The sequence below is a fragment of the Streptomyces sp. VRA16 Mangrove soil genome (genome assembly GCF_017377775.1).
In the GTDB taxonomy this organism is placed as follows: domain Bacteria; phylum Actinomycetota; class Actinomycetes; order Streptomycetales; family Streptomycetaceae; genus Streptomyces.
Map to the genome: position 1 here is coordinate 17,331 of NZ_JAFVLN010000029.1, position 25,234 is coordinate 42,564.

Here is a 25,234-nt window from a genome sequence, read left to right on the forward strand (position 1 = left end):
ACCGCTAACCTGGCCCGGTCATCGGGGGCCCTGTGAGCCCTTTTCCGCATCTTGGGGGATCGCGCCACCATGCTCCGCTACTTGCCGTTCCTGTTGGTCCTGGCGCTGTGGATCTACGCGTTCATCGACTGCCTGAACACTCCGGAGGAGGAGGTGCGGGGGCTGCCGAAGGTGGTCTGGGTGCTCATCATCCTGTTCTTCGGCGAAGTACTGATCGGTCCGATCGCCTGGCTGGTCGCGGGCAAGGTCCGGCACGCCCCGGCCGGCGGGTCGACGCCGTCCGAGTGGCACCGCAACCACCAGGTCCAGTACGTCGCGCCGGACGACAACCCGGCGTTCCTCGCCTCCCTCAAGGAGGAGAACAAAAAGGACGAGGCGCTGCTCAAGGACTGGGAGGCCGATCTGCGCCGCCGCGAGGAGGAGCTCAAGCGCCGCGAGCGCGAGCAGGACCTCGACTGAGTCCCGGCCCGGTCACCGGGGACCAAGGGCCCGTACGGGCGGAGATCGGTGTAGCGCACACTGGTAGCTGATCCCCGCCCCGCACCACCCCCGTAAAGGCCCATGTCCAGATCCCCGCATGCCCCCGCGCCCGAAGTCGCCACCGGCGCCGAGAAGCTGATCGCCGTAGAGGACCACGGGGCCGACCCCGTGCCGCCCGAGCGCCGACACGGCTCGCCCCGTCAGCTGCTGTGGACCTGGGCCTCGCCCCAGGTCGGTTTCGCCACCGTCTTCATCGGGGTGCTCTCCGTCTCCGCGTTCGGCCTGAGCTTCTGGCCGGCCGTCGCCGCGCTCGTGCTCGGCGCGGGCCTCGGCTCGCTGGCCCACGGGATGCTGTCCACGGACGGGCCGCGGTTCGGCGTCCCGCAGATGGTGATCGGCCGGCTCTCCTTCGGCCACCAGGGCAACGCGCTGCCGTCCGCCGTGAACGCGTTCGTCGCCGGTGTCGGCTGGTTCGCCGTGAACACCGTCGGCGGCGCCTTCGCCCTCAACTCGCTCACCGGGCTCGCGCCGCTGCCGAGCCTGCTGATCCTCGTCGTCCTCGAAGTCGTCATCGGCTATGTCGGGCACGACCTGGTGCACCGCTTCGAGCAGTACGCCTTCCCCGTCCTCGCCGTGATCTTCCTGCTCGCCGGGGTGTGGATCTTCAAGGACGCGGACGTCTCCGGCACCACGGGCACCGGCGGCTTCGGCGGGTTCATGCTCGCCTTCAGCGCCTGCTTCGGCTTCACCGCGGGCTGGAACCCGTGCGCCGCCGACTACGCCCGCTACCTCCCCGCCGACACCTCGCGCCGGGCCACCGCCTGGTACGCGGGGCTCGGCCTGTTCGTCTCGGTCGCCGTCGTCTCGGTGATCGGCGCGGCCTCCGCCACGCTCGCCGCGCCCGCCGACGCCTCCCCCACCGACGCGTTCACCGGGCAGCTGCCGGGCTGGCTCGGCAACCTCACGCTCGTCGCGATCATCCTGGGCGCGATGGCCGCGGCCACCCTGAACGTCTACTCGGCGGCCGTCTCCATCTCCTCGCTCGACCTGACGCTGCCGCGGTGGATGAACCGCGGCGCCCTCGTCGCGCTCGTCGGCGCCATCGGCACGGCCGCGGGCTGGGCCTCGCTCGCCGACGCCGGGCACGCCTTCGAGAACTTCCTGCTGGTCATCGCGTACTGGATCGCGCCCTGGCTGGGCGTCGTCCTGATGGAGCACTGGCTGCGCGCGCTGCCCGACACGGCACTCGCGGACCGCCTCCAGGACCGTACGTTCAGCAATCACGCGGGGCTCGTCGCGCTGCTCGTCGGCGTCGCCGTCTCCGTGCCGCTGTTCTCCAACCAGACCCTGTTCGTCGGCTGGGTGCCGAGCAACTGGCCGGCGGTCGGCGATCTGACCTGCCCGGTCGGGTTCGTCATCGGCGCCGGGCTCTACGCTCTGCTGCGCCGCCGCGACCGTACCGACATCACCACCGCCGTCTAGAAAGGCCGTACGTCATGGATCTCGATCTCGCCCGCACCTGGCTCGCCACCGCCGTCGAGGAGGCGAAGGCCGGTCTCGCCGAGGGCGGCATCCCGATCGGCGGAGCGCTGTACTCCGCCGACGGAAAGGTGCTCGGCCGGGGCCACAACCGCCGCGTCCAGGACGACGACCCGTCGGTGCACGGGGAGACCGACGCGTTCCGCAACGCCGGGCGCCAGCGCTCCTACAAGGGCACGACCATGGTCACCACCCTGAGCCCCTGCTGGTACTGCTCGGGCCTGGTCCGGCAGTTCGGCATCTCGCGCGTGATCATCGGTGAGGCGCGCACCTTCCACGGCGGGCACGACTGGCTGGCCGAGCACGGTGTCGAGATCGTGCTGCTTGACGATCCCGAGTGCGTCGGCATGATGGAGGACTTCATCGCCGCCCGCCCGGAGCTGTGGAACGAGGACATCGGCGAGTAGCCGTCGCCGGGTGCCCCCGTACAAGCTGTACGTCGTCACGCCCCCTGAAGCGGACAGTGCGCCCCTGTGCGCGGCGCGTCCGCCACCGGACACTCAGGGGGCATGACGACCGCCTCCACCAGCACAGACGCCGCTCCGCCGGCCCCGCCCGCCTACGGCGACAAGGTCATCGCCGTCGAGTCGGCCAGCTCCGATCCGATCCCCGACGCCGAACGGCACGGCAGCCCGCGCCAGTTGATCTGGACCTGGGCCTCTCCCAACATCGAGTTCGCGACGGTCTACATCGGCGTGATCTCGGTGCTCTTCTTCGGCCTGAGCTTCTGGCAGGCGGCCGCGGCCCTGCTGCTCGGCACGGCGCTCGGCGCGCTCACGCAGGGCGTCCTCTCGCTGGACGGGCCGCGGTTCGGGGTGCCGCAGATGGTGATCGGACGGTTCGCGTTCGGCTACCGCGGCAATCTGCTGCCGTCGGGCGTGACCGCGCTGATGGCGGGCGTCGGCTGGTTCGCGGTGAACAGCGTCAGCGCCGCGTTCGCCCTGAACACGCTCACCGGCCTGCGCCCGCTGCCCTCTCTCCTGCTCGTGGTCGCGGCCGAGATCCTGATCGGCTTCATCGGCCACAACTTCGTGCACGCCTTCGAGCGGTACGCGTTCCCGGTCCTCGCCGTGGTGTTCCTGGTGGCGGGTGTGTGGACCTTCGGCAAGGCCGATCTGTCGGCGCCCGGCAGCGGCGGCGGGACCGGCGGCTTCCTCCTTGCGCTCAGCACGGCGTGGGGGTACGCGGCGGGCTGGAACCCGAACGCGGCCGACTACTCCCGCTATCTGCCGCGCACCGCGAACCGGCTGCGCACGGCCCTGTTCCCGGCGCTCGGCCTCTTCCTGTCCGTCTCGGCGGTCTCGCTGATCGGCGCGGCGTCGGCGACGATCGCGGCCCCGAAGGACGCGACGCCCACGGCCGCGTTCACCGGCCACCTCCCGGGCTGGCTCGGCAACCTGGTGCTGCTGTCGATCATGCTGGGCGCGATATCGGCCAACGCCATCAACGTCTACTCGTCCGCCATCTCGGTCACCTCGCTCGGCCTGCGTCTGCCGAAGTGGCTCGGCCGCTCCACGCTCGTCCTGGTCTCGGGCCTGGCCGGGACGGCGGCCGCCTGGTCCTCGCTGGCCGACGCCGGGCACGCGTACGAGACGTTCCTGCTGGTCATCGCGTACTGGATCGGGCCCTGGCTGGGCGTGCTGCTGGTCGAGCGGTGGCGCATGCGGGGCACCGACGACAGCGTCCTGGCCGCGCGCCTCACGGACCGGTCGTTCGGCAACTGGCCGGGCTTCGCGGCCCTGTTGGCGGGTGTCGCGGTCTCCGTGCCGCTCTTCTCCAACCAGGAACGGTACGTGGGCTGGGCGCCGGAGCGGTGGCCGGCGCTGGGCGACATCACCTGCCTCGTCGGGTTCCTGGTCGCCGCGGCGGTGTACGCGATCGCTTGCCGAGTGTTCGCTCCGCGTCGTACAGTCTGAGCCGTGCCAGTGTTCGTCGCCCGACGAACACTCAGGGTCGCGGACGAGGGGTGTGCCATGCGCGCGGTGCGGTTCGGACAGTACGGCGGTCCCGAGGTGCTGGAGCAGGCGGAGGTGGCGCTCCCCGAGCCGGGGCCCGGCCAGGTGGCGATCGACGTGGCGTACGTCGGCGTGAACTTCGCCGACCACAAGGCGCGGGCCGAGGGCTACCGGGTGCCGTCGCTCCCCTACGTGCCCGGCCTTGAGGTCTCCGGCCGGATCCGCGCGCTGGGAACGGGAGTCGAGGGCTTCACGGTCGGCCAGGAGGTCGCCGCGCTCACCGAGGGCGGCGCCTACGCCGAGGTCGTCGTGGCCGACGCCGTCACCACCTTCCCGCTGCCCGCAGGAGCGGACCTGCGCACCGCGGCGACCCTGCCGACGGTGCTGCCGACCGCGTACGCGCTGCTGCACACCGTGGGCCGGATCGGTGCGGGAGAGTCGGTGCTCGTGCAGGGCGCGGCGGGCGGCGTCGGCACGGTCGCCGGGCAGCTCGCGAAGGCGGCGGGCGCGGGCCGTGTCATCGGCGTCGTCTCCAGCGGGGCGAAGGCGGCGTACGCGCTCAAGTACGGCTACGACGACGTGGTCCTCGCCGACGGATTCGGCGCGTCCGTACGGGAGTTGACCGGCGGCAAGGGCGTCGACCTGGCGCTCGACCCGGTCGGCGGCGACGTGCTGCGCGAGACCCTCGGCGCCCTGGCCGTCTTCGGCCGCCTGGTCTCCTTCGGCAACGCGAGCTCCGCCCCGGCCTGGCAGGTCGGCCAGCCCGAGCTGTACCCGACCGGCCTGTCCGTGAGCGGCTTCTCGATCCTCGGCCTGGCGCAGACCGCGCCCCAGGAGCTGCGCTCCCTCGCCGAGCACGCCTTCGCCGTCCCCGGCATCGAGCTCCCGGTCACCGGCGAGTACGCCCTCGCCGACGCGGCCGAGGCCCACCGCGCCCTCGCCTCCCGCACGACCACGGGCAAGCTGCTGCTGCGCGTGGCCGCCTGAGCTACGTCCGGGTCCAGCGCTGGGCGGCGGCGCCCGAGCAGGTCGCCGTGGTGACCCCGCTCATGTAGCCCCGCACGTCGAGGCAGCCGTTGCTCTTCGTGCTCTTCAGCGTCCCGCCCGAGCCCCAGTTCCACACGATGCCGAGCCCGGAGCACCCGGCCACGGTCACGTTCTGGCCGTCGTAGGCATTGGTGAGGCACATGCTGGTGGACGCGTTGTAGAGCTGGAAGCTGCCGCCGCTGGGCAGCAGCTTCCAGGTGGCCTCGGTGGACGAACAGCTGCCCATGCCGACCTCCGGCCCGGAGGTGCGCACCAGGCAGGTGCCGGTGGAGGCGTTCTTCAGCCGGTACGAGCCCGAGGTGGGCGCGGTGTCGGAGCCGCCCCCGCCGCCCGAGGTGCCGGTACCGCCGCTGGTGCCGCTGGTGCCTGCGCCCGAACTCCCGCCGGACCCACCGGAGTCGCCGCCGCCACCTCCGGACGCGCCCGAGGCGCTACCGCCCTCCTGCCCCGTGCCCGCGCCCTTGCTGTCATCGCCCTGCGCGGACGTGTCCTTCTTCGGCTTACGGGACTTCTTGGCCGAGGGCGACGCGGAGGCGGACGGCGACGCGGAGCGGGAGGCGGAGGCGCTCGCCGATCCGGTGGGGTCAAGGGACGCGCTGACGGAGGCGGACGGGGTCGACGCCGCGGCGTCGCCGCCCTCCGAGGTGTACGGCAGCAGGCGCAGGGCGAGCGACGCGCCGCCCGCCACCACGACGACCGGCAGCACGACGAGCATCATGCGGCGGCGCCGCTCACGCCGGCCGGGCGCCTGCTCCCGCTTCTGCTCCGGCTCGGGTTCCGTGACCGGCGGCGGCGCGGGTGTCCCCTCCGGCACCCGCGCCGCGAACGCGGCCCGCTCGGCGACCAGGTCCATGACGGGACCCGGCCAGACCGGGCTGTCGCCCAACCCGCCCTGCCGAGCGGCGAGTTCGACGAGTTCGGTGGCGGTCGGACGGCCCTCGGGGTCCTTGTCCAGGCAGGCCGCCACGGCATCGGCGAGCCGTGGGTCCCGCGCGCGCACCGGACCGAGGTCCGGCTCGTCGTGCACGATCCGGTACAGCGGACTGCCCTCGCCGTCCCCGAACGGCCAGCGTCCGCCGGCCGCGTACGCGACGAGCAGCCCGAGCGAGAAGACGTCCGAGGCCGAGCTCAACCTCCTTGCCCCGTTGGCCTGTTCGGGCGACATGTAGGCGGGCGTGCCGACGACGAGACCGGTCCGGGTCAGCTGGCTCTGCTCGGCCGCGCGGGCGATCCCGAAGTCGATGAGGGTGACACCGCCGGAGGTCAGCATCACGTTGGACGGCTTCAGGTCGCGGTGCACCATGTCGAGGGCGTGCACGGCCGCGAGGCCCTCGGCCGCCGAACCGAGCAGCGACCACAGGCCGGGGCCGTCGAGCGCTCCCCCGTGGCGCTCGACGGCCTCGGCGAGGGTGATACCGGGAACGAACTCCGTGGCGAACCACGGAGGTTCGGCGTCCCGGTCACCGTCGAGCAGCGGCGCGGTGGCCGCCGCCGGCAGGCGGGCCAGGTTGTCCAGCTCCTGCCCGAAGCGCCGTACGAAGCCGCGGTCCTCGGCGACGACGGACGCCAGCATCTGCTTGACCGCGGCGAACCGGCCGTCGACGACACCGAGGTAGACCCGCCCCATGCCGCCGGTGCCGAGCCGCCCCAGCAGGGGGACGGTGCCGATGTGCCGCGGGTCCGTCGCACGCAGCGGTTCGGCCCCGCTGCCCGCGAGGTCGAACCCGCCCGTCTCCTCGGAGCTCACCGCGCGTACGACCCCAGGCCGACCAGGCAGTACACGTACTCGCTGACGACGGCGCCGTTCATGGTGTAGCGGGACGAGAAGGCGTACTGCGTCTGGGAGTTGGCGTTGCACTGGGACATGTCGGACGTCATGGGGAACGTCTGGATGACCTTGTAGTGCGCATCGGCGGCGGAGCAGTCCACCTCGTCGACGTCGTTCACGGCCTGCGCGGTGGTCGAGTCCGGCAGCGTGCCGTTCAGGCAGGTGCCCGAGGTGTACGGGCTGGGGTCCTCGCTGGGTTCGGTGTCCGCCGATTCGCCGTAGGACGGGTCGTCGTACGACGACGCGTCGTCGTCGGTGGGCGAGTAGAGGTCGCTCGGCTGGTCGGAGGGTGCGTACGAGTAGGTCGGTGAGTAGGTCGGCGCGTACGACGGCGAAAAGCCGGACGCCGCGTCGTTCTCGCTCTCGCCGCAGCCGGTCAGCACCGGCAGGGCGAGGACGGTCAGGGCCGCCGCCGCGAGCACCGTCGGACGGACGCGTCTCCGTGTGGGGGCTATGGAGTTCTCTGGCACGAGGGCCAGTGTGACGCAGCACGTCATCGAATTGGAGTGACTTTCTAGAAATTCACTTCAGAAACACAACCGGAGAGCAGCCGCTGACATGCGGCTTTGCCTCGTGCTTTACGCTGACTTCCACCATGAGCCCCAAGCAGCAGCGCGGCGCCGAGACGGCCGGGCGCCTTCTCGACGCGGCCCTCGCGGTCTACGCCGACGAGGGCGAGGCCGGTGTGACCGTCAGCGCGCTGACGGCGTCCAGCGGGGTGAGCCTGGGCAGCCTGTACCACCACTTCGGCAGCGTCGACGGGCTGATGAACGCCCTGCTGCTGCAGTGGCTCGGCCGGCTCCTCGACGACGTGACCGAGGCGCTCACCGGGGCCAGGACCGCACGCACCGGGATCCACGCGGTCGTCCGGGCCTATCTGGCGTTCGTCGGCGAACACCCGGACGCCGCCCGCCTGTTGCACTCCTCCTACGCGGACCGGCTCGGCATGGCACAGGCCCGGCAGTTGCGTGACAGCCAGGAGGCACGCCTGTCCCCGGTCTCGGCGTGGCTGGAGCGGCACATCGCCTCGGGCGAACTCGCCCCGCTGCCCACGCCGTTGCTGGAGAGCCTGGTGCTCGGCCCGGTCGTCGCCGTGGCCCGGCGCTGGCTCTCCGTCGGCGACGTCGACCTGGATCAGGCCGCGCGCACCCTGCCCGACAGGATCTGGCGCGCGCTGGAGCTCTGAACGCCGACCACCCGGGCAGCGCACGCCGCCGCCAGCAGCTCCCCGAGCAGCTCCGGGTCGCCGACCTCCACCCCCAGCAGCGATTCGATCCGCTCCAGGCGCTGGTAGAGCGACTGCCGCCCGATGTGCAGCAGCGCCGCGGTCCGCGTCGGGCTGCAGCCGTGCCGCAGATGGACCTCCAGGGTGCGCACCAGGTCGCTGCCGTGCACGGCCTCCCAGGCGAGCAGCGGCCCGAGCACGTGCTCGACGAGGCGGGCGAGCCGGTCCCGGTTGGCCTCGACGCCACCGCGGGTCAGCTCCCGTTCCAGGGCGAGCGCCCGGGACGACGTCACCAACGGGCCCTCCCCGTACGCCGGTTCGGCCGCGGGCACGGTGAGCGCGAGCTCCAGCGTCGTCCGGGCGGCGCGCAGGGTGTCGCTCCAGCGCAGCCAGCCGTCGTCGGCGGCCACGGCGTGCCCGACGGCGACGGTGAGCCCGGGTTCGGCGGCGGCCCGCAGCGCGTCCTGCACGGCGCGGACCGCGTCCCGGCCCGGCGGCGGCACCACGAGGGCGAGCACATCGCCGGGGAACGCGGCGCGCAGGCCGCCCCCGACGGCGACGAGGGCCCGGAGAGCCGCGGCCTGCGGGCCGTGCACGGAGACGCCGACGAGCCGCACCCCCGGCCCCGGCCGGAACCCGGCGAGCGCCGAACGGGCCGCCACCTCCGGCTGGTTGAGGGCCTGCCCGTCGGCGAGGTCGGCGAGCAGCGCGGCCCCGTGGTCGACGGCCCGCACGACCGGCACCGCGCGGGCGGCGATGCCGTGCGTGACGATGGCCCGGTTGGCGGCCTCCGCGATCCGCACGAACGGCACCACCCGGCGCAGCGCGACCAGCGGGAACCCCAGCTCCCGCGCCGCCGCCACCACGTCCTCGGGCATCCGCTCCAGGGAGCGCCCCACCTCCACGGCGAGCCCGGCGACCCCGCGGGCGGCGAGTTCGCGCACGTACCGCCGCAGCGCCCCCTCGTCGGCGCCGAGGAACGCGAAGCCGTTGGTGAGCAGCAGTTCCCCGCCGTCCAGGAAGCCCGCGCCCTCGTACACCTCGCTGGAGTGCACCCAGCGCACCGGCCGGTCCACCGCGCCCTCCCCCGCGAGCAGTTCGGGCGAGGCGTCGGCGACGACGTCGAGGGCCAGGATCTCGCGGAGCGTGAGTGCGGGCACGGAGACCTCCAGGGTGCGCGGGACCTGCGGACATTCCGTCGGGGTACGGACTGCCCGGAGAGTACGGCGCGCACGTTGCCCCGGTGTTTCCCCGGCCCGAAAGTGGACGCATGAGCGCTTCCTCCGGTGGCACGTCCACGCCTCGCATCCCGACCATCGACCTGAAGCCGTGGCTGTCCGGCGACCCGGCGGCCCGCGCCGGGATCGCGGCGACCGTCGACTCGGCCCTGCAGACCGCCGGCTTCCTGCTGGTCACGGGCCACGGCGTGGACCCGGCGCTGCGGACCCGGATCCGGGACGCGGCCCGCGCCTTCTTCCGGCTGCCCGCCGCCGTGAAGGAGCCGTACGCGGTGAAGGTCGGCGGCCGCGGCTGGCTGGGCCCCGGCGCGGAGGCCAACGGCTACTCGGAGGGCACCGAGACCCCGCCGGACCTGAAGGAGTCGATCTCCTTCGCCACCGACACCGCCTTCGACGATCCGGCGGTGCACGCCGAGTGGTCCGGCGAGAACGTCTTCCCGGCGGAGGCGCCCGAGCTGCGCGAGCTGGTGCACACGTACCTGGAGCAGATGCGGGCCCTGTCCGACCAGCTCCTGGAACTGCTCGCGGTGGCCCTCGACGAGCCCGCCGACTTCTTCACCCGGCACACGGCCCGGCCCACCTGGGGCTTCAACATCAACTGGTACCCGGGCACCGAGGTCGTCGGCGCGCCCGAGCCGGGTCAGTTCCGGATCGGCCCGCACACCGACTTCGGCACGGTCACGGTCCTGGACCGGCAGGCCGGCAAGGGCGGCCTGCAGGTCTTCACGGACGAGGGCGGCTGGGAGGACGCGCCGTTCGACCCGGACGCGTTCACCATCAACATCGGCGACCTGATGGCCCGCTGGACCGGCGACCGCTGGCGCTCGGGCCGCCACCGCGTGCTGCCGCCCCCGGCGGACGCGCCCGCCGAGGAGCTGATGTCGCTCGTCTACTTCTACGAGTGCGACCCGGCCACGACGGTCGAGCCGGTGCCCGCGCCGAAGGGGAAGGTGGCGTACGAGCCGGTGGACTCCCACGTGTACCTGCGGGGGAAGCTGGACGCGATCACCGTCGGCTGAGCCGTTCGCGACGTCCCGACATGCAGGAGGGCCGGTCCCCGAGCGGGAACCGGCCCTCCTGCGCGTGCCTCACACCCCGGCGTACGAGTGCTTGCCGGAGACGAAGATGTTCACGCCGTAGTAGTTGAACAGCCAGCAGCCGAAGGCGATCAGCGCCAGGTAGGCGGCCTTGCGGCCCTTCCAGCCTGCCGTCGCGCGGGCGTGCAGGTAGCAGGCGTACGCGACCCAGGTGATGAAGGACCAGGTCTCCTTCGGGTCCCACTCCCAGTAGCGGCCCCAGGCGTCACCGGCCCAGATGGCGCCCGCGATGATCGTGAACGTCCACAGCGGGAAGACCGCGGCGTTCACCCGGTACGAGAACTTGTCGAGCGAGGCCGAGGCGGGCAGCCGCTCCAGGACCGAGGTGGCGAACCGGCCCGGCTTGCCGCCCTTGACCAGCTTGTTCTCGTAGGAGTCCTTGAAGAGGTAGAGCAGCGTGCCGACCGCGCCGACGTAGAAGACGGCGCCGCAGAAGATCGCGGTCGAGACGTGGATGTACAGCCAGTACGAGTGCAGCGCCGGGACCAGCTGGTCGCTCGCCGTGTAGAGCACGGTGGTCGCGAGACCGAGGTCGAGCAGAACCGTGATGACCAGCGGCAGGCCGAGCCAGCGGACGTTCTTCTTCATCGCCAGCAGGACCAGGTACACGCCGACGGCGACGGTGGAGAAGGTGATGCTGAACTCGTACATGTTGCCCCACGGGGCACGCTGCACGGACAGCGCGCGCGTGAGGACACCGCCGAACTCGATGAGGAAGCCGAGCGCCGTGAGCGAGATCGCGATCCGGCCGTAGAGGTCGCCCTGCTCGTCGCCGGCGGCGGCGCCGGGGCCGTCCGGCACGTCACCGCGCGAGCCGGACGCGGCCCGGGTGACGACCTGCGGCCGCTCCAGAACGGCGGTGCCGCCGTTCTTCTTCACCTGCACCGCGGGGGCCGCGGCCTTGGCCTGTGGCTGCTGGGTCAGCGCGGCGGCGGCTCGACCCGTCTTGCTGCGGCTGCCGAAGATCCACTCTGCCATGTTGGCGAAGAAGGCCAGCAGGTAGACGGCCATCGACGAGTAGATGAGGACGTTACTGATGTGCGCCAGGTTCTCGTTGGTCGCGGCGGCGAGATTCACTTCTCAGCCCCTTCGGCGGCAGGAACAGCTGTGGGTGGTTCGGGGGTCTCGGAATCGGTGTCTTCTGGGGCGCTCGGCGCCCGGTCGTGGAGCTGCTCGACGAGCACGCCCAGTTCCTCGGGGAGCTTCGCGGACTCGCTGCGGCCGAGCCCGGCCGTCTCGACGACGGTGATCCCGTCGGGACCGGTGGTGGCCCGCACCCAGACGCGGCGGCGCTGGATGAACAGGGAGCCCACCAGGCCCGCGATGGCGCCGATGGCGCCGGCGAGCGCCCAGTCGGTGCCGGGCTGCTTGGCGATCTCGAAGGTCGCCCACTCCTTGACGTCCTTCTCGAACGTGATCGAGCCGGCGCCGTTCGGGAGCTTCATGGTCTCGCCGGGCCGCAGCATCTGCTTGAACAGCCCGCCCTTGGAGTCCTTGAACTCCTTCAGGTTCGTCGTGTCCAGCTGGTACACGTTCTGCGGCAGACCGGAGTCGACGCCGAGGCTGCCGTGGTACGCGGACAGCGCGAGCACCGGGAAGTCGAGCGCCGGGAACTGGGAGAACATCTGGCCCTTGCCGGCGCCGGCGAACGTCGGCACGAAGAACGCCTTGAAGCCGAGCTGGTCCTTCTTGCCGCCCTTGTCGCGGTAGCCGTCCATGACCTTGACGGCGCCGGAGGACGTCTGGTTGGAGTCCAGCGGGAGCATCGGCACGGGCTGGCTGAACACCTTGTCGCCCTTGCCGTCGCGCACGGTCAGCACGGGCGCGTAGCCGTGGCCGGAGAGGAAGACCTTGGTGCCGTCGACGACCAGCGGCTCGTTGACCTTGATGGTCGCCTTCTTCGCCTTGCCGTCGGCGCCCTGGCTGTAGGTGACGTCGGCCTTGTACGTGCGCGCGGTGCCCTTGTTGGGGCCGGTGCGCTCGTACGTTCCCTCGAAGTTCTTCAGCGTGAAACTGAACGGGGCGAGTCCGGTGTCGGTGTCGAAGAGGCTGCCGGAGGAGAAGTCGTCGTACTGGGAGAGCGTGTTGGCGAAGCCGTCGCCCTCCAGGACGAGCTTGGTGCCGTCGGACTTGAAGAGCTGCCCGGTGGCGAAACCGATCAGCATCACGATCAGCGCGACGTGGAACACCAGGTTCCCGGCCTCGCGCAGATAGCCCTTCTCCGCGGCGACCGAGCCCCCCGTGACGTGCGCGCGGAAGCGCCGCTTCTTCAGCAGCTCCAGGGCCGCGGTGTGCACGGACTCCGCGTCGGACGCGGTGCGCCAGGTCGCGTACGCGGGCAGCCGGTCGAGCCGCTTGGGCGCGCGCGGCGGGCGGCCGCGGAGCTGGCCGACGAACTGCCAGGTGCGCGGGATGATGCAGCCGATCAGCGAGACGAACAGCAGGATGTAGATCGCGGAGAACCACACCGAGCTGTAGACGTGGAACATCCCGAGCTTGTCGTAGAGCGGCCCGAGCGTGTCGTGGGTCTTCTTGAAGTCGTCGACCTTGAGCTGGTTCGTGTCGGCCTGCGGGATCAGCGAACCGGGGATCGCGCCGAGCGAGAGCAGGAACAGCAGGATCAGCGCGACCCGCATCGAGGTCAGCTGCCGCCAGAACCAGCGGGCCCAGCCGATCACTCCCAGCTGGGGGAGGTTCGGCGCGCGGTCCTCCTCGGGAGCCGTGCTGAGCTGGGCCGCGGCTTCCTGCTCACTGTTGTCGGTGTGTGTGGTGCTCATGGATCAGATTCCCACCGTGAAGCCGTTGGACCAGGTCTGCATCTGCTGAACAAGGCTGTCCCACGCACCTGTGAGCAGGAGGACGCCGGTCAGGATCATCATGCCGCCGCCGATCCGCATCACCCAGGTGTAGTGCTTCTTGACCCAGCCGAAGGCGCCGAGCGCCTTGCGGAAGGCGATCGCGGCGAGCACGAAGGGGACGCCGAGGCCGAGGCAGTACGCGACCATCAGTATGGCGCCGCGGCCCGCGCTGCCCTCCTGGAAGGCGAGGGTGTTCACGGCGGCCAGCGTGGGGCCGATGCACGGCGTCCAGCCGATGCCGAACAGGGCGCCCAGTATCGGGGCGCCGACGAGCCCGGCCACCGGCCGCCTGTGGAAGCGGAATTCGCGCTGAGTGAGCCAGGGCATCAGGCCGAGGAAGAAGATCCCCATCAGCACCATGAAGACGCCGAGGATCTTGGACAGGACGTCGCGGTACTCCTGGAGCGTCTGCCCGAAGTACCCGAACAGGGCGCCGCCGGAGACGAAGACGACGGTGAAACCGAGCACGAAGAGGGCGGCGCCGGCGGCCATCCGGCCGCGCCGGGCCTCGGCCAGGTCGGTGCCGCTGATCCCGGTGACGTACGAGAGATAGCCGGGGACGAGCGGCAGGACGCACGGCGAGAAGAACGAGACGAGTCCGCCGAGGACGGCGATCGGCAGCGCGACCACCAGGGCACCGCTCGCGACGGTGCCGTTGATTCCGTCAGCGGCGAGGGAGACGAGTGTGGGGGGCACCTGGGATCACTTTTCCGCGATCACGGGGTCGATCATCTCGTGCAGGCTCGTGGCGTTGAGCGCCTTGAGCGAGCGCGCGGCGAGCTTTCCGTCGCGGTCGATGACGATCGTGTTGGGGATGCCCTGCGGGTTGAGCGTGCCCGGCTTGAACTTGAGGAGCAGCTTGCCCGAGGGGTCGTAGAAGCTCGGGTAGGTGATCCCGTAGTCCTTCTCGAAGTTGATCGCCGAGTCGGTGCGGGCGTCCCGCGTGTTGATGCCGATGAACTGGACGTCCTTGTCCTTGGTCTGCTCGGAGACCTTGGAGAAGTACTTGGCCTCGGCGCGGCACGGCGAGCACCAGGAGCCCCAGATGTTGACCACGAGGACCTTGCCCTTGTAGTCGGCGGTGCTCATCCGCTTGCCGTTGAGGTCCTTGCCGGTGAGCACAGGGGCGTCGCTGCGGTCGCCCTTCTTGACGGTGGAGATCCCGCCGGTGCTCGTCACGAAGTTGGTGTTGTTGCCGTTCCCGTTGACGCCACCACCACTGCACGCCGTCAGGACCAGGGCCGCGGCGGCGGCTCCTACGGTCAGCTGGGCGGCGCGGCGCGTGGTCGCGGCGGTGCGGGGGGCGCGGCAGGCGGCACTCATGTGAAAAGTTTCGCATGTCCGTTCAAGGGATCTTTGGCACCCCCCTCATGACGGAGAAGCGCCACTTCAGGAGGGGGTTTCCGAGGTCTTGCGCGGCTTCGCGAGGAACTTCTGCCAGCCTTCGGCCGGACGCTGCCCCACGTCCAATGTGCGCATTTTGTCCAGCACCTTGGGGTCCTGGGCGTCCAGCCAGTCCACGAACTGCCGGAAGGAGACGAGCCGCACGTCACTGTGTTTCTCGGCGGTGGCCGCGATGTGCTTGAGGGCCTCCTCGACGGCGTCCATGTAGATGCCGCCGTTCCACTCCTCGAAGTGGTTGCCGATGAAGAACGGCGCCCGGTTCGTCTCGTACGCCCGCTTGAAGCCCGCGATGTAGGCCGCGGCGGACTGCTTGCGCCAGCCCGGGTAGTTGTACGAGGGCGCGCGCGTGGAGTTGCGGGACTGGTTCGCCAGCATGTTGTAGTCCATCGACAGGACCTCGAAGGAGTGGCCGGGGAACGGGACGGCCTGCAGCGGCAGGTCCCAGACCCCCATCCGCTTGTCCGGCCAGCGCTGCCGGCCACCGGGCGACGAGGCGTCGTAGCGCCAGCCCAGCTCGCGGGCGGTGGGCAGCAGATTGTTCTGGCCGAGCAGACAGGGCGTACGGCCGCCGACCAGTTCCTTGTCGTAGTCGAACGGGAGCGAGGGCAGCTGCGTCCACCCCGTGTTGGTACGCCACTCCTTCACGAAGGACGTGGCCTGGTCGATCTCGCTGCGCCACTGCGCGGGCGTCCAGTTGGCTACCGTGCCGCCGCCGGCGCAGAAGTGCCCGTTGAAGTGCGTGCCGATCTCGTGTCCGTCGAGCCAGGCCTGCCGGACGTTCTTCAGCGTCGCCTTGATGTGGTCGTCGGTGAGATAGCCGATGTCGGAGGCGCCGACCGGATTGTTCGGCGGGCGGTACAGGCGCTTCTTGTCCTCGGGCAGCAGATAGAGCCCGGAGAGGAAGAAGGTCATGTGCGCGCCGTGGTCCTCGGCGAGCTTGAGGAAGCGCGGGAACAGGCCGTTGCCCACCTCGCCCGCGCCGTCCCAGGAGAAGATCACGAACTGCGGCGGCCGCCGGCCCGGTTCGAGCCGCTCGGGTGCGCCCGGCTGCTTGGGCTGCTTGCCGGTGTACGCGGTCGAGCCGTCGCCGATCGGCTTGGCCGTGGGCTGCTGGGGCGTGCCGGGACGGCCGGGCCTGCCCTGTCCGCCCGGGGACGCGGCGGGGGTGTCGCCCGAGCCGCAGCCGGCCACGGCCACCGCCGCGGCCGCGCCCGCTCCCATCCCCAGGAGTCCCCTACGACTGACATCGCGCATACCGTCCCCATTCCTCGCGCTCTGCACCCATTCACGGTGGGCACCTCCTTAGAGGGCGCGAGGAACACGCAGGTTCCCCGAATTGGGACGCTTTTGGGGTGATTTGACGAGCCGTAGAGGAGGAACACAGAAAGGCCGCCGGTTGACGGCGGCCTTTCCGCGGTAGTGCGGTGCCGCGGTCCTGGACTGCGGCGGGAGGGGCGGAGCGTCAGGCGCCGAACGCCTTGTCCTTGCCCTTCACCGGCTTGGCCCCGGCCCGCAGGTGCGCGGGGACGAGGTCGATGGCCGGTTCGGTGTAGCCCACGGAGACGATCCGGTCGCCGCGGTACGTGAACGTGGTCAGGGAGGCGAGGGTGCACTGCCGCTTGCGCGGGTCGTGCCACAGCCGCCGCTTCTCCACGTAGCTGCGCACGATCCAGATGGGCAGCTGGTGGCTGACGCAGACTGCCTCGTGGCCGCGCGCCGCGTCCTTCGCCGCGTCGAGCGCGCCCATCATCCGCACGACCTGGTCGATGTACGGCTCGCCCCAGGACGGCTTGAACGGGTTGACCAGGTGCTTCCAGTTCTCCGGGTTCTTCAGCGCGCCGTCGCCGACGCCGAAGGTCTTGCCCTGGAAGACGTTGCCCGCCTCGATGAGGCGGCGGTCGCTGTCCAGGTCGAGGCCGTGCGCCTTGGCGATCGGCGTCGCCGTCTCCTGGGCCCGCTCCAGCGGGGAGGCGACGACGTGCGTGATGTCACGCGCCGACAGGTGCTCGGCGACCCGGTCGGCCATCTGCCGGCCCAGCTCGGACAGGTGGTAGTCGGGCAGCCGCCCGTACAGGATCCCCTCCGGGTTGTGGACCTCGCCGTGCCGCATCAGGTGGACGACGGTGATGTCGTCGTCACTCTTCGCGATGCCGTTGCTCGTGCCGTCGCTCATGCGGTGGCCTCCGCGGCGGCGCGGGCGGCGGCCGGGAGCGCGGCGGCGACGCGCTCGATCGCCCGCTCGTCGTGGGCGGTCGAGACGAACCAGGACTCGAAGGCGGACGGCGGCAGGTAGACGCCCTGCTCCAGCATCGAGTGGAAGAACCCGGTGAAGCGGAAGGACTCCTGGCCCTTCGCGTCGTCGTAGTTCTTCACCGGTTCGTCGGAGGACCCCGTGAAGAACACCGAGAACATGTTGGAGGCGTTCTGCACGCGGTGCGCGACGCCCTCCTTGGTGAGCGCCTCGGAGACGAGCGAGCGCAGCTGCTCGCTGACCGCGTCGACCTTGGCGTACGCGGCGTCGTCGAGGAGCCGCAGCTGGGCGAGGCCGGCGGCGGTCGCGATGGGGTTACCGGACAGGGTGCCCGCCTGGTAGACCGGGCCCGCCGGGGCGAGGTGCGCCATGACGTCGGCGCGGCCGCCGAAGGCCGCGGCCGGGAAGCCGCCGCCCATGACCTTGCCGAAGGTCATCAGGTCGGGCACGACCCCGTCGACACCGAACCATCCGGCCTTCGACGTACGGAAGCCGGTCATGACCTCGTCGGAGATGTACAGCGCGCCGTTCTCCTGGCACGCCGCCTTCAGGCCGGCGTTGAAGCCGTCGCGCGGCGGCACGACGCCCATGTTGCCGGGCGACGCCTCGGTGATGACGCAGGCGATCTCGCCGGGGTGCGCGGCGAACGCGGCCCGCACCGCCTCGATGTCGTTGTACGGCAGGACGATGGTGTCGCCGGCCTGGGCGCCGGTGACGCCCGGGGTGTCGGGAAGACCGAAGGTGGCGACGCCGGAGCCGGCCGCGGCCAGCAGCGCGTCGACGTGCCCGTGGTAGCACCCGGCGAACTTGATCACCTTGGCGCGGCCGGTGAAGCCGCGGGCGAGCCGGATCGCCGACATGGTGGCCTCGGTGCCGGAGGACACCAGGCGGACCTGCTCGACCGGCGCGATCCGGTCGACGATCTCCTCGGCGAGCGCGACCTCGCCCTCACCGGGCGTGCCGAAGGAGGTGCCGCGGGAGACGGCCTCCTGCACGGCCGCGATGACCTCGGGGTGGGAATGGCCGAGGATCATCGGCCCCCACGAGCACACGAGGTCGACGTACTCGCGTCCGTCCGCGTCCGTCAGATACGGACCGGTACCGGACACCATGAAACGGGGCGTACCGCCCACGGCGCGGAAGGCACGCACCGGAGAGTTCACGCCACCCGGCGTGACGACGGACGCGCGGTCGAAGAGTCCCTGCGAGACGGGTGCCTCGTAGGGATAGGGGGTGTTGTTCGCCTCTGCCATGCACTCAGCGTACGGCCCGTCTCCCGTGGCCCCTCCGCGCGGACCCGCGGCGACCTAGACTCTCCCCATCAAGCCCCTGCGAGCCCGGTGCTCGCGCAGTTGTTCCGTCGGCACGTTTCGGCGGGTGACCGTGGGGGAGGTCACTGACACGATGATCGGGTTGCGCGTCGGCACTCGCGCGGCCTAGAAAAGGGCCTTGGCGCCCTGGAACAGCAGTCGGGTGGAGATATGCATCGCGGTGGCGGCGGACTGGGCGAGGGGACCGACGACCTGGGCCCCCGGCGTGCCCGGCGGGGGAAGCACCGGCGCGACGACCGCGAGGAGCCGATGGTGGGGAGCGCGAGCGGGAATGGTGGCCGGGTGGGGGTGACGTACAAATACTTCGGCGCGCCCGACGGCGCGACGGCGGCCAGGGTCCCGATCTCCATGCGGCCCGAGGAGCTCGGCGGTGACGAGCTGGGCATGGGCGGCATGTTCACCAAGATCAAGCCGGAGACGATGGCCGCGATGGTCCTCACCGGCATCCAGGGCATACCCCTGCACAAGGTCCCGCCGCTGGAGCTCGTGGTCCTGCACCCCGACTACGCGGTGGTGAAGCTGCCGATGACGGTCGTCGACCCGCTGCGCGGGGTCGGCGAGGAGGCCGTCGGCGCCGCGGCGTTCATCTGGTCGACGGTCCCCGACCGGGGCGGCCCCCGCGACGCGTTCAACGTGTACCAACTCCTGCACGAATGGCAGGACTTCAGCCACCGCCTGCACGAGGCGGGGCATCAGCCGTACTGCCTCGTCTGGCCCTGAGTCACACCTCGTCGACGAGACCGCCCTGGTGCGGCGACGGCGCGTGCCGGGCGTCCCCCTCGGGCAACGCGTTCAGGCACTCCTGCGAGCAGGCCTGTACGAGCAGCGGCAGCACATCGGTGGCAACCCTCAGCGACAGCCACGTCCAGCGCGCCGTGCCGTCGGTCAACTCCCGCGCACAGACGCTGCAACGGCGCCCGGCGGGCACCGGCTGCGGCTTCGAGGACAGCCGGGGGAACGGCGGCCGGTACTTGTAGTTCCCGTACAGGGCACGGGTGCTGACGGTGCTCCGACACAGCCGCGTGCAGCGCGTGATCTCGTACGGGAACCAGTGCAGCCGGTAGGACGTGTACGGCTCGAACCCCTCCAGGCTCGTCATGGCGCCGATCTCCGGCGGGATCCGTACCAGGTTGCTGCCGTACAGGACGAAGTGCTTGACCTCGGTGAGCTTGGCGACGGCCGCGGGGAGCGTGACGATCTGGCGGCGCTCGGCGGGGCTCAGCTCCGCCAGCGGCCGGAACACCTCGCGCCCGTCTGCCGCCGCCTCGTCGATCAGCTCCAGCAGGTGCAGCCAGCCCGGCGCGGTCGTGTCCTGACGGTCGGTGTGCAGTTCGAGGGGCCGCTCCCGGGGTCCCTGGAAGCAGTCGCAGCGGTCGGCGGCGGGCGCGGTGGCCGCATCCGCCGCGAACCGGTTGACGAAGACCCGCGCAGGCGGCTCGGGCCGCTGATCATCCCCACCCATGGCGGCACAGTAGCGGGCTCACAGGCTGGGCGGACCCACTTCGAGGCGACGGGTGACGGCTTCGTAGGAGTCGATGAATCCTCCGCTCTGCAGCTGCCGTTCGTCCCACCACGTGGCGCCCGCGTCGGCGAGCGGGCCGATGATGTCGAGCGCCTTGCCCTTCTCCGTGGGGGTGAGGCCGCCCGCGACGATCTCGAACGGTGCCTCGGGGTCGGCCCGGTGCTCGCGCACGTACGAGACGACCTCCGCGAGCCGCTCGGGGCGCGGCGGGACGCCGTGCAGGGCGTCGGTGAACAACGGGGCCGCGCCGTCCCAGCGGGCCGCCCGGCGCATCGGCCGCCGGTGGGGCCAGAAGCCGCCGACCCAGACGGGCGGGCGGGGCCGCTGCACGGTGGCGGGCAGCAGCTGCGTCTCCTGGACGCGGTAGTGGGCGCCGCTGTGGTCGACGGTCTCCCCCGACCAGTAGCGGGTCAGCAACTCAAGCCCCTCGTCGAGGCGTTCGGCGTGCACGGCCCGGTCGACGGTGTCGCCGAAGCTGCCGTACTCGTCGTCGGCGGGCCCGCCGAGCCCGGCCCCGAAGACGACCCGCCCGCCGCTGACCGCGTCCAGCGTGGCGACCTGGCGGGCGAGCTGCTCGGGGCGGTAGCGGGGCACGGCCGTGACCAGGACGCCGAGCCGGATCCGGCGGGTGGCGAGGGCGGCGGCGGTGAGCAGCATCCACGGGTCGCCGAACGGTTTGCCGCGCTGGACCCGCTTGTCGTGCACGACGTGGTCCCAGATGAACAGGCCGTCCCAGCCTGCCTGTTCGGCCGCGGCGGCCGTCTTCGCGACGGTACGGGCGTCGGCGAAGTCGCCGAAGTTCGGGATGTTCAGGGAGAAGCGCATACGGGCATCCTCACCCGCCGGCCTCAGAAGCTGAACCCCCTCCCCAGCATGGGCAGATGGCGGTCGTAGAGCGCCAGCAGGTCCTCCTTGCCGTCGCCCTCCACCCAGTGCCGCACCAGCGTCGTGAAGACGGCGATGAGGGCGGCGGCCGCGCACTTGATCTCCAGCTCGCCGGGGTCGCGGCCGGTGCGCTCCGCGATCACCTCGGCGACGACCCGCTCGCTGCGCTCCTGCTCGGCCACCGAACGGGCCCTGATCGCCGGGTCGGTGAAGGTGATCCGGGTGCGCAGCAGCAGCTGTTCGAGATCGCCCTCCAGCATGGAGCCGAGCGGGCCGGTGAGGGCGCCGCGCAGCGCGTCGACGATCGGCTCGTCCGCGGGGCGGGCCCGCAGCGCCTCGGCGAGCGCGGGGTCGTACTCGTCCTCGATGACGACCTCCTCCTTCGACGGGAAGTACCGGAAGAAGGTGGAGGGCGAGATGTCCGCGGCCTCGGCGATCTGGTCGACGGTCGTGGCCTCGTAGCCGTGCTCCGCGAAGAGGCGGTAGGCCTCGTCGCGGATGCGCTGCCGGGTCTGCTGCTTCTTGCGCTCCCGCAGGCCCTGGGGCTTGGCCGGTGCCGTCTTCGCCGGTGTCGCACGCGTCGTCATATCAGCGATTCTGCGGGCTCGGGCACCGAACGGGCCACCTCCGTGGCCGCACCGTCCGCGCTCCCGCGGGGTAGCAGCAGGGCCGCGGCGACCGAAGCGAGCAGGGCCAGGATGCCGCAGCCGGCCAGGACCAGGTCCATGCCGTGGACGAACGCGGCGTGCGCGGAGTCGGCGAGGCCGGGCAGGTGGAGCCCGTCGGCTACCGCGTCGGCGCCGGTGACCGAGTCACCGGCGGCGGTCGCGGCCGGTGCGGGCAGCCCGTCCGTGTCGAGCCGCTGCAGATAGCCGTAGCCCAGCAGGCTGCCGAGGCCCGCGACGCCGAGGGTGCCGCCGAGCTGCTGCACGGTCTCCAGGAGGCTGGTGCCGGAGCCGGTGCCGGTCTCGGGCAGGACGCCCATGACGAGGCTGGTGGCCGGGACGACCGCGAGCCCGAAGCCGAGCCCGGTCAGGCCCAGCCAGAGCGCGGTGAAGCCGTAGCCGTCGCCGGGTGCGGTGGTGGCGCCTAGCAGGGCGCCGGCCGCGAGGAGCGCGAGCCCGGCGGGGATCACGGTGCGGGCGCCGAGCCGCGGCACCAGGGACTCGCTGACGGTGGCGGCCGCCATCAGGCCGCCGATCAGGGGCAGGACGCGCAGCCCCGTACCGAACGAGTCGTTGCCGAGGACCGCCTCCAGGTACTGCGGGGCGACGAACAGGATGCCCATCACCGCGAAGTTCACGAACACGGCGATCAGCGTGCCGACCCGGAACCTGCGGTCGGCGAAGAGGTTCAGGTCGACGAGCGGGTGGGCGGTGCGGCGCTCGTGCCGGACGAACCCGGTGAGCAGCACGGCCGCGGCGGCGAGGGAGGCGATGACGCCCGGCGACGTCCAGCCGTCGGTGGGGATACGGATCGTGCCGTGGACGAGGGCGATGGTGCCGCCCGCGCCGAGTGCGGCGCCGAGGGCGTCGAACGGGGCCTTCACGGCCGTGAGTCCGTCGTCGGAGGGCAGCAGCCACAGGCCCGCGACCAGGGCGACGGCGGCCACGGGAACGTTGAAGAGGAAGACCGAGCCCCACCAGAAGTGGTCCAGGAGCCAGCCGCCGACCAGCGGGCCGACCGGCATGCCGAGCGCCGTCGCGGCGGTCCAGACGGCGACCGCGCGGGGCAGTTCGTCCTTGCTGAAGACGCGCGGCAGGATCGCCATGGACAGCGGCATGATCACGGCGGCGCCGAGGCCGAGCACGGCGCGGGCGGTGATGACTCCGGCGGGCGATCCGGCGGCCGCGCCGGCCAGGGACGCGAGCCCGAACAGGGTGATCCCGCCGAGCAGGACCTTCTTGTGCCCGAAGCGGTCGCCGAGCCGGCCCACGGGCAGCATCGCGACGGACAGGGCGAGCAGGTAGCCGCCGCCGATCCACTGGAGCTGCGCGCTGGTGGCGTGGAGCCCGGAGGCGATGGTCGGCAGAGCGACGTTGATGACCGTGCCGTCGAGTCCCACGATCAGGACGCTGAGGGTGAGGGCTGCGAGGGCGAGCCACTTGCGGGCTCCGCTCGCCGGAGTGGTGCTTGCGGTGCTGTTCATGAGGGCCTCCGCAGGCTGGAGGACGCGGGAGTGCGACCTGATGACAGATTACTCCCAAATGAGAGTCGACTGTCAATATCCATCGGACCCTCATTTAAGTGCGCACTCTCACTCCCTCCCTATCGCTCGGCGCCCTCGACCCCCTTCACCACGAACCCGATCACCGCTCCCCCGCCGTCCCGCCGCGCCGCGAACGCCACGCCGCCGTGGGCCGCCGCGACCTCCCGCACGATCGACAGGCCGAGGCCCGAGCCGGGCAGGCTGCGGGCGGCCGGGGCCCGGTAGAAGCGGTCGAAGATGCGGTCCGCCTCGGCGTCCGCGATGCCGGGGCCGCGGTCGAGGACCTCGACGCGGACGCCGCCCGATCCCGCGAGCCGGGTGACCACGATCTCGATCGGCGCCGTGCCGCCGGTGTCGAACTTGGCGGCGTTCTCCACCAGGTTGGACACGGCGCGCTGCAACTGCGCCGGGCGGCCGCGGCTCGTGGAGTCGCCCGTCACCCGGACCGTGACCGTGCGCCCCGTGCGGCGCCGGACCAGGGTCGCGACGTCCCCCGCGGTCTCCGCGAGCGCCACCTCCACGACCGGCTCGTCGTCCTCCTTGCCCGCCGCGAGCTCCACCAACTCGTTCACCAGGTCGGTCAGTTCGCGGGACTCCTGGGCGAGGTCGGCGACCAGTTCCTCGCGGACGGCCGGCGGCAGCTCGTCGATGCGGCGCAGCAGCGAGATGTTCGTCCGCAGCGACGTCAGCGGGGTGCGCAGTTCGTGCCCCGCGTCCTGGACCAGCCGGCGCTGGTCCTCCACCGAGCGGGCCAGCCGCCCCAGCATCCGGTCGAAGGAACGGCCCAGGCTGCCGACCTCGTCGCCGCCGGTGACCGGGACCGCGACGTCGAGGCGGCCGGTCGACGCCACGCCCTCCGCGGTCTGCGCGAGCCTGACCAGGCGGGACGTGATCCGGCGGGCCAGCCACCAGCCGAACAGACCGGCCGCGACGACCACCGCGGCCGCGAACAGGATCGTCCGCCGCTGCAGCTCCGCCAGCAGGTCCTCGGTGTCGCTGAACTCCTGCGCGACCTGCACCGCGCCGCGGCCGTCGCCGAGCGCCACGGTCGCCACCCGGAACTCGTCGCCGTCGATCTGTACGTCGTCGTCCTTGTCGACCCTTCCCGCGATCTTGTCGTCCGCCAGCGCGCGGGCCGACCGGTCGACCGGCAGCTTCGGGGTGCCCGCGTCGACGATCGCACCGTGCGGGCCGAGGACCTGCACGTCGGTGCGGGCGAGCCGGGTCAGCTCGTCGCGCGGGCTGTCGTGGTCCGCGTCACCCGAGACGAAGTCCTGCGGGCCGAGGGAATCGGCACGCACCTGCTGGCGCAGATCGTGCACGATCTCGTCGAAGACGGCCTCCTGGTCGACGCGGACCAGCCGGGCCGCCGAGTCGTAGGAGAGGAAACCGACGAGCGCGGTGACACCCGCGGCCACCGCCGCGAAGGAGACGGCGAGCTTCGCGCGCAGGCTCCGCGGCACGCGCCGGCGCCCCGCGGGGGTGGTCTCCGCGGGCTCCGCCGCGGCCGGGCCCGTGCTCACCCTTCCCTCAGGACGTACCCCACGCCCCTGACCGTGTGGATGAGCGGCACCCCGGCCGGCTCGTCCACCTTGCGCCGCAGATAGCCGACGTACACCGCCAGGTTCTTCGACCCCGGCCCGAAGTCGTAGCCCCAGATGCGGTCGTAGATCGTGGCGTGGTCGAGGACGATGCCGCTGTTGCGGGCCAGCAGCTCCAGGAGGTCGAACTCCGTCCGGGTCAGCTCCAGCTCGCGGTTGCCGCGCCAGGCGCGCCGGGCCGCCGGGTCGATGCGCAGATCGGCGGCGGTCACCTGGTCGTCGGGGGCCTCGGGCGGCTCGGCCGGGGCGGTGCGGCGCAGCAGGGCGCGCAGCCGGGCGAAGACCTCCTCGACGTCGAAGGGCTTGACCACGTAGTCGTCGGCGCCCGCGTCGAGCCCGGCGATCCGGTCCGGGGTCTCCACGAGCGCGGTCAGCATCAGGATCGGTGTGCGGTCGCCCTCGGCGCGCAGCACCCGGCAGACCTGGAGTCCGTCGATCCCCGGCATCATCACGTCGAGGACGAGGATGTCGGGCCGGGACCTGTGCACCGCGGCGAGCGCCTCGACACCGTCGGCGACCGCCGTGACGACGTAGCCCTCCAGCGTCAGGGCACGCTCCAGGGCGTTGCGGATCGGCCGGTCGTCCTCGGCGAGGAGCACCGTCGGGGCGGGGCCGGCCGGCGACGAGGGGGCGGATGCGGGAACAGCGGGTTGCGACACGCAGCCAGTGTGCCTCCCGACCTTGTGCGCATCGCCTGATCAGGCGTCCCCCAAAAGGCTTCTTACCCGCCTCTCACCGCCACCCGAAGGGCGGCTTACCTGATC

The 25,234-nt window shown here is 71.8% G+C and carries 24 protein-coding genes; 8 read left to right on the plus strand and 16 right to left on the minus strand.

All coding sequences use genetic code 11. The features are described 5' to 3' along the window. Nucleotides 1–69 precede the first annotated feature (69 nt). From J3486_RS42025 to J3486_RS42045, 5 genes are all read left to right on the plus strand, one after another. Nucleotides 70–459 carry a PLD nuclease N-terminal domain-containing protein gene (locus tag J3486_RS42025; RefSeq protein ID WP_207829489.1) on the plus strand — a complete coding sequence of 130 codons (390 nt, stop codon included), beginning with the start codon at nt 70–72 and terminating at the stop codon, nt 457–459. Nucleotides 460–561: 102 nt separating this feature from the next. Beyond that, nucleotides 562–1,962: a cytosine permease gene (locus tag J3486_RS42030; RefSeq protein WP_207829494.1), complete on the plus strand. Its 1,401-nt coding sequence runs from the start codon at nt 562–564 to the stop codon at nt 1,960–1,962. A 14-nt stretch (nt 1,963–1,976) separates the two neighbouring features. Next, nucleotides 1,977–2,426: a nucleoside deaminase gene (locus J3486_RS42035; RefSeq protein WP_207829495.1), complete on the plus strand. Its 450-nt coding sequence runs from the start codon at nt 1,977–1,979 to the stop codon at nt 2,424–2,426. A gap of 102 nt (nt 2,427–2,528) precedes the next feature. Beyond that, the gene (locus tag J3486_RS42040; RefSeq protein ID WP_207829497.1) at nt 2,529–3,935 is read left to right on the plus strand and encodes a cytosine permease; all 1,407 of its coding nucleotides are present in this window, start codon (nt 2,529–2,531) and stop codon (nt 3,933–3,935) included. Between the two features lie 57 nt (nt 3,936–3,992). Next, nucleotides 3,993–4,961 carry a zinc-binding dehydrogenase gene (locus J3486_RS42045; protein WP_207829498.1) on the plus strand — a complete coding sequence of 323 codons (969 nt, stop codon included), beginning with the start codon at nt 3,993–3,995 and terminating at the stop codon, nt 4,959–4,961. A gap of 1 nt (nt 4,962) precedes the next feature. On the opposite strand, the gene J3486_RS42050 is transcribed toward J3486_RS42045, so the two are convergent. Continuing rightward, a complete protein-coding gene (locus tag J3486_RS42050; protein ID WP_307805176.1) occupies nt 4,963–6,768 on the minus strand; it encodes a serine/threonine protein kinase in 1,806 nt (601 codons plus the stop codon). Beyond that, entirely contained in the window at nt 6,765–7,319 is a 555-nt protein-coding gene (locus J3486_RS42055; protein ID WP_207829499.1) for a hypothetical protein, read from the minus strand. Before J3486_RS42055 ends, J3486_RS42050 begins: the two co-directional genes overlap by 4 nt. Before the next feature lie 125 nt (nt 7,320–7,444). Here J3486_RS42055 and J3486_RS42060 point away from each other — a divergent pair, with 125 nt between their 5' ends. After that, nucleotides 7,445–8,035 (plus strand): TetR/AcrR family transcriptional regulator, encoded by a 591-nt coding sequence (locus J3486_RS42060; RefSeq protein ID WP_207829501.1) that lies wholly within the window; start codon nt 7,445–7,447, stop codon nt 8,033–8,035. Here J3486_RS42060 and J3486_RS42065 read toward each other — a convergent pair. Then, a complete protein-coding gene (locus tag J3486_RS42065) occupies nt 7,984–9,234 on the minus strand; it encodes a PucR family transcriptional regulator (protein ID WP_207829502.1) in 1,251 nt (416 codons plus the stop codon). The genes J3486_RS42060 and J3486_RS42065 overlap by 52 nt on opposite strands. A 110-nt stretch (nt 9,235–9,344) precedes the next feature. Between J3486_RS42065 and J3486_RS42070 the strand changes: the two genes are divergently transcribed. Continuing rightward, nucleotides 9,345–10,331 (plus strand): isopenicillin N synthase family oxygenase, encoded by a 987-nt coding sequence (locus J3486_RS42070; protein ID WP_207829504.1) that lies wholly within the window; start codon nt 9,345–9,347, stop codon nt 10,329–10,331. A gap of 69 nt (nt 10,332–10,400) precedes the next feature. Here the strand turns inward: J3486_RS42070 and ccsB are convergent, their stop codons facing one another. From ccsB to hemL, 7 genes are all read right to left on the minus strand, one after another. Beyond that, entirely contained in the window at nt 10,401–11,486 is a 1,086-nt protein-coding gene (gene ccsB, locus J3486_RS42075) for a c-type cytochrome biogenesis protein CcsB (protein ID WP_207829507.1), read from the minus strand. Further along, complete coding sequence (locus tag J3486_RS42080) at nt 11,483–13,186, minus strand: cytochrome c biogenesis protein ResB (protein ID WP_207829509.1); 1,704 nt, start codon at nt 13,184–13,186, stop codon at nt 11,483–11,485. Before J3486_RS42080 ends, ccsB begins: the two co-directional genes overlap by 4 nt. Nucleotides 13,187–13,189: 3 nt before the next feature. Beyond that, complete coding sequence (locus tag J3486_RS42085; protein WP_207829511.1) at nt 13,190–13,963, minus strand: cytochrome c biogenesis protein CcdA; 774 nt, start codon at nt 13,961–13,963, stop codon at nt 13,190–13,192. 6 nt (nt 13,964–13,969) lie between these two features. Beyond that, nucleotides 13,970–14,590: a TlpA disulfide reductase family protein gene (locus J3486_RS42090; RefSeq protein WP_207829518.1), complete on the minus strand. Its 621-nt coding sequence runs from the start codon at nt 14,588–14,590 to the stop codon at nt 13,970–13,972. Nucleotides 14,591–14,656: 66 nt separating this feature from the next. Next, a complete protein-coding gene (locus J3486_RS42095) occupies nt 14,657–15,925 on the minus strand; it encodes a hypothetical protein (RefSeq protein ID WP_207829519.1) in 1,269 nt (422 codons plus the stop codon). Between the two features lie 208 nt (nt 15,926–16,133). Next, nucleotides 16,134–16,844, minus strand: a complete 711-nt coding sequence (locus J3486_RS42100; protein ID WP_207829521.1) for a histidine phosphatase family protein — start codon at nt 16,842–16,844, stop codon at nt 16,134–16,136. Next, nucleotides 16,841–18,175 (minus strand): glutamate-1-semialdehyde 2,1-aminomutase, encoded by a 1,335-nt coding sequence (hemL, locus tag J3486_RS42105; RefSeq protein ID WP_207829522.1) that lies wholly within the window; start codon nt 18,173–18,175, stop codon nt 16,841–16,843. The genes J3486_RS42100 and hemL overlap by 4 nt, the downstream gene beginning before the upstream one ends. Before the next feature lie 228 nt (nt 18,176–18,403). Here hemL and J3486_RS42110 point away from each other — a divergent pair, with 228 nt between their 5' ends. Next, nucleotides 18,404–18,973, plus strand: coding sequence for a hypothetical protein (locus tag J3486_RS42110; RefSeq protein WP_207829523.1), 570 nt, complete (start codon nt 18,404–18,406; stop codon nt 18,971–18,973). Between the two features lies 1 nt (nt 18,974). Here the strand turns inward: J3486_RS42110 and J3486_RS42115 are convergent, their stop codons facing one another. The 6 genes from J3486_RS42115 to J3486_RS42140 all read right to left on the minus strand — a co-directional run bounded on the left by J3486_RS42115 (nt 18,975) and on the right by J3486_RS42140 (nt 25,129). After that, complete coding sequence (locus tag J3486_RS42115; protein WP_229379478.1) at nt 18,975–19,715, minus strand: leucine-rich repeat domain-containing protein; 741 nt, start codon at nt 19,713–19,715, stop codon at nt 18,975–18,977. An 18-nt stretch (nt 19,716–19,733) separates the two neighbouring features. After that, nucleotides 19,734–20,600, minus strand: a complete 867-nt coding sequence (locus J3486_RS42120; protein ID WP_207829524.1) for an LLM class flavin-dependent oxidoreductase — start codon at nt 20,598–20,600, stop codon at nt 19,734–19,736. 23 nt (nt 20,601–20,623) lie between these two features. Then, a complete protein-coding gene (locus J3486_RS42125; RefSeq protein ID WP_207829525.1) occupies nt 20,624–21,247 on the minus strand; it encodes a TetR family transcriptional regulator in 624 nt (207 codons plus the stop codon). Continuing rightward, nucleotides 21,244–22,809 (minus strand): MFS transporter, encoded by a 1,566-nt coding sequence (locus tag J3486_RS42130; RefSeq protein ID WP_207829526.1) that lies wholly within the window; start codon nt 22,807–22,809, stop codon nt 21,244–21,246. Before J3486_RS42130 ends, J3486_RS42125 begins: the two co-directional genes overlap by 4 nt. A gap of 119 nt (nt 22,810–22,928) precedes the next feature. After that, nucleotides 22,929–24,392 carry an ATP-binding protein gene (locus tag J3486_RS42135; protein WP_207829531.1) on the minus strand — a complete coding sequence of 488 codons (1,464 nt, stop codon included), beginning with the start codon at nt 24,390–24,392 and terminating at the stop codon, nt 22,929–22,931. Continuing rightward, a complete protein-coding gene (locus tag J3486_RS42140) occupies nt 24,389–25,129 on the minus strand; it encodes a response regulator transcription factor (protein WP_307805178.1) in 741 nt (246 codons plus the stop codon). The genes J3486_RS42135 and J3486_RS42140 overlap by 4 nt, the downstream gene beginning before the upstream one ends. Nucleotides 25,130–25,234 lie beyond the last annotated feature (105 nt).

Bases quoted from the DNA above. Each gene is read 5' to 3' on its own strand.
- J3486_RS42025 (WP_207829489.1), top strand. From the start codon at position 70: ATGCTCCGCTACTTGCCGTTCCTGTTGGTCCTGGCGCTGTGGATCTAC.
- J3486_RS42030 (WP_207829494.1), top strand. From the start codon at position 562: ATGTCCAGATCCCCGCATGCCCCCGCGCCCGAAGTCGCCACCGGCGCC.
- J3486_RS42035 (WP_207829495.1), top strand. From the start codon at position 1,977: ATGGATCTCGATCTCGCCCGCACCTGGCTCGCCACCGCCGTCGAGGAG.
- J3486_RS42040 (WP_207829497.1), top strand. From the start codon at position 2,529: ATGACGACCGCCTCCACCAGCACAGACGCCGCTCCGCCGGCCCCGCCC.
- J3486_RS42045 (WP_207829498.1), top strand. From the start codon at position 3,993: ATGCGCGCGGTGCGGTTCGGACAGTACGGCGGTCCCGAGGTGCTGGAG.
- J3486_RS42060 (WP_207829501.1), top strand. From the start codon at position 7,445: ATGAGCCCCAAGCAGCAGCGCGGCGCCGAGACGGCCGGGCGCCTTCTC.
- J3486_RS42070 (WP_207829504.1), top strand. From the start codon at position 9,345: ATGAGCGCTTCCTCCGGTGGCACGTCCACGCCTCGCATCCCGACCATC.
- J3486_RS42080 (WP_207829509.1), bottom strand. From the start codon at position 13,186: ATGAGCACCACACACACCGACAACAGTGAGCAGGAAGCCGCGGCCCAG.
- J3486_RS42090 (WP_207829518.1), bottom strand. From the start codon at position 14,590: ATGAGTGCCGCCTGCCGCGCCCCCCGCACCGCCGCGACCACGCGCCGC.
- J3486_RS42095 (WP_207829519.1), bottom strand. From the start codon at position 15,925: ATGCGCGATGTCAGTCGTAGGGGACTCCTGGGGATGGGAGCGGGCGCG.
- J3486_RS42100 (WP_207829521.1), bottom strand. From the start codon at position 16,844: ATGAGCGACGGCACGAGCAACGGCATCGCGAAGAGTGACGACGACATC.
- hemL (WP_207829522.1), bottom strand. From the start codon at position 18,175: ATGGCAGAGGCGAACAACACCCCCTATCCCTACGAGGCACCCGTCTCG.
- J3486_RS42110 (WP_207829523.1), top strand. From the start codon at position 18,404: ATGCATCGCGGTGGCGGCGGACTGGGCGAGGGGACCGACGACCTGGGC.
- J3486_RS42115 (WP_229379478.1), bottom strand. From the start codon at position 19,715: ATGGGTGGGGATGATCAGCGGCCCGAGCCGCCTGCGCGGGTCTTCGTC.
- J3486_RS42120 (WP_207829524.1), bottom strand. From the start codon at position 20,600: ATGCGCTTCTCCCTGAACATCCCGAACTTCGGCGACTTCGCCGACGCC.
- J3486_RS42125 (WP_207829525.1), bottom strand. From the start codon at position 21,247: ATGACGACGCGTGCGACACCGGCGAAGACGGCACCGGCCAAGCCCCAG.
- J3486_RS42130 (WP_207829526.1), bottom strand. From the start codon at position 22,809: ATGAACAGCACCGCAAGCACCACTCCGGCGAGCGGAGCCCGCAAGTGG.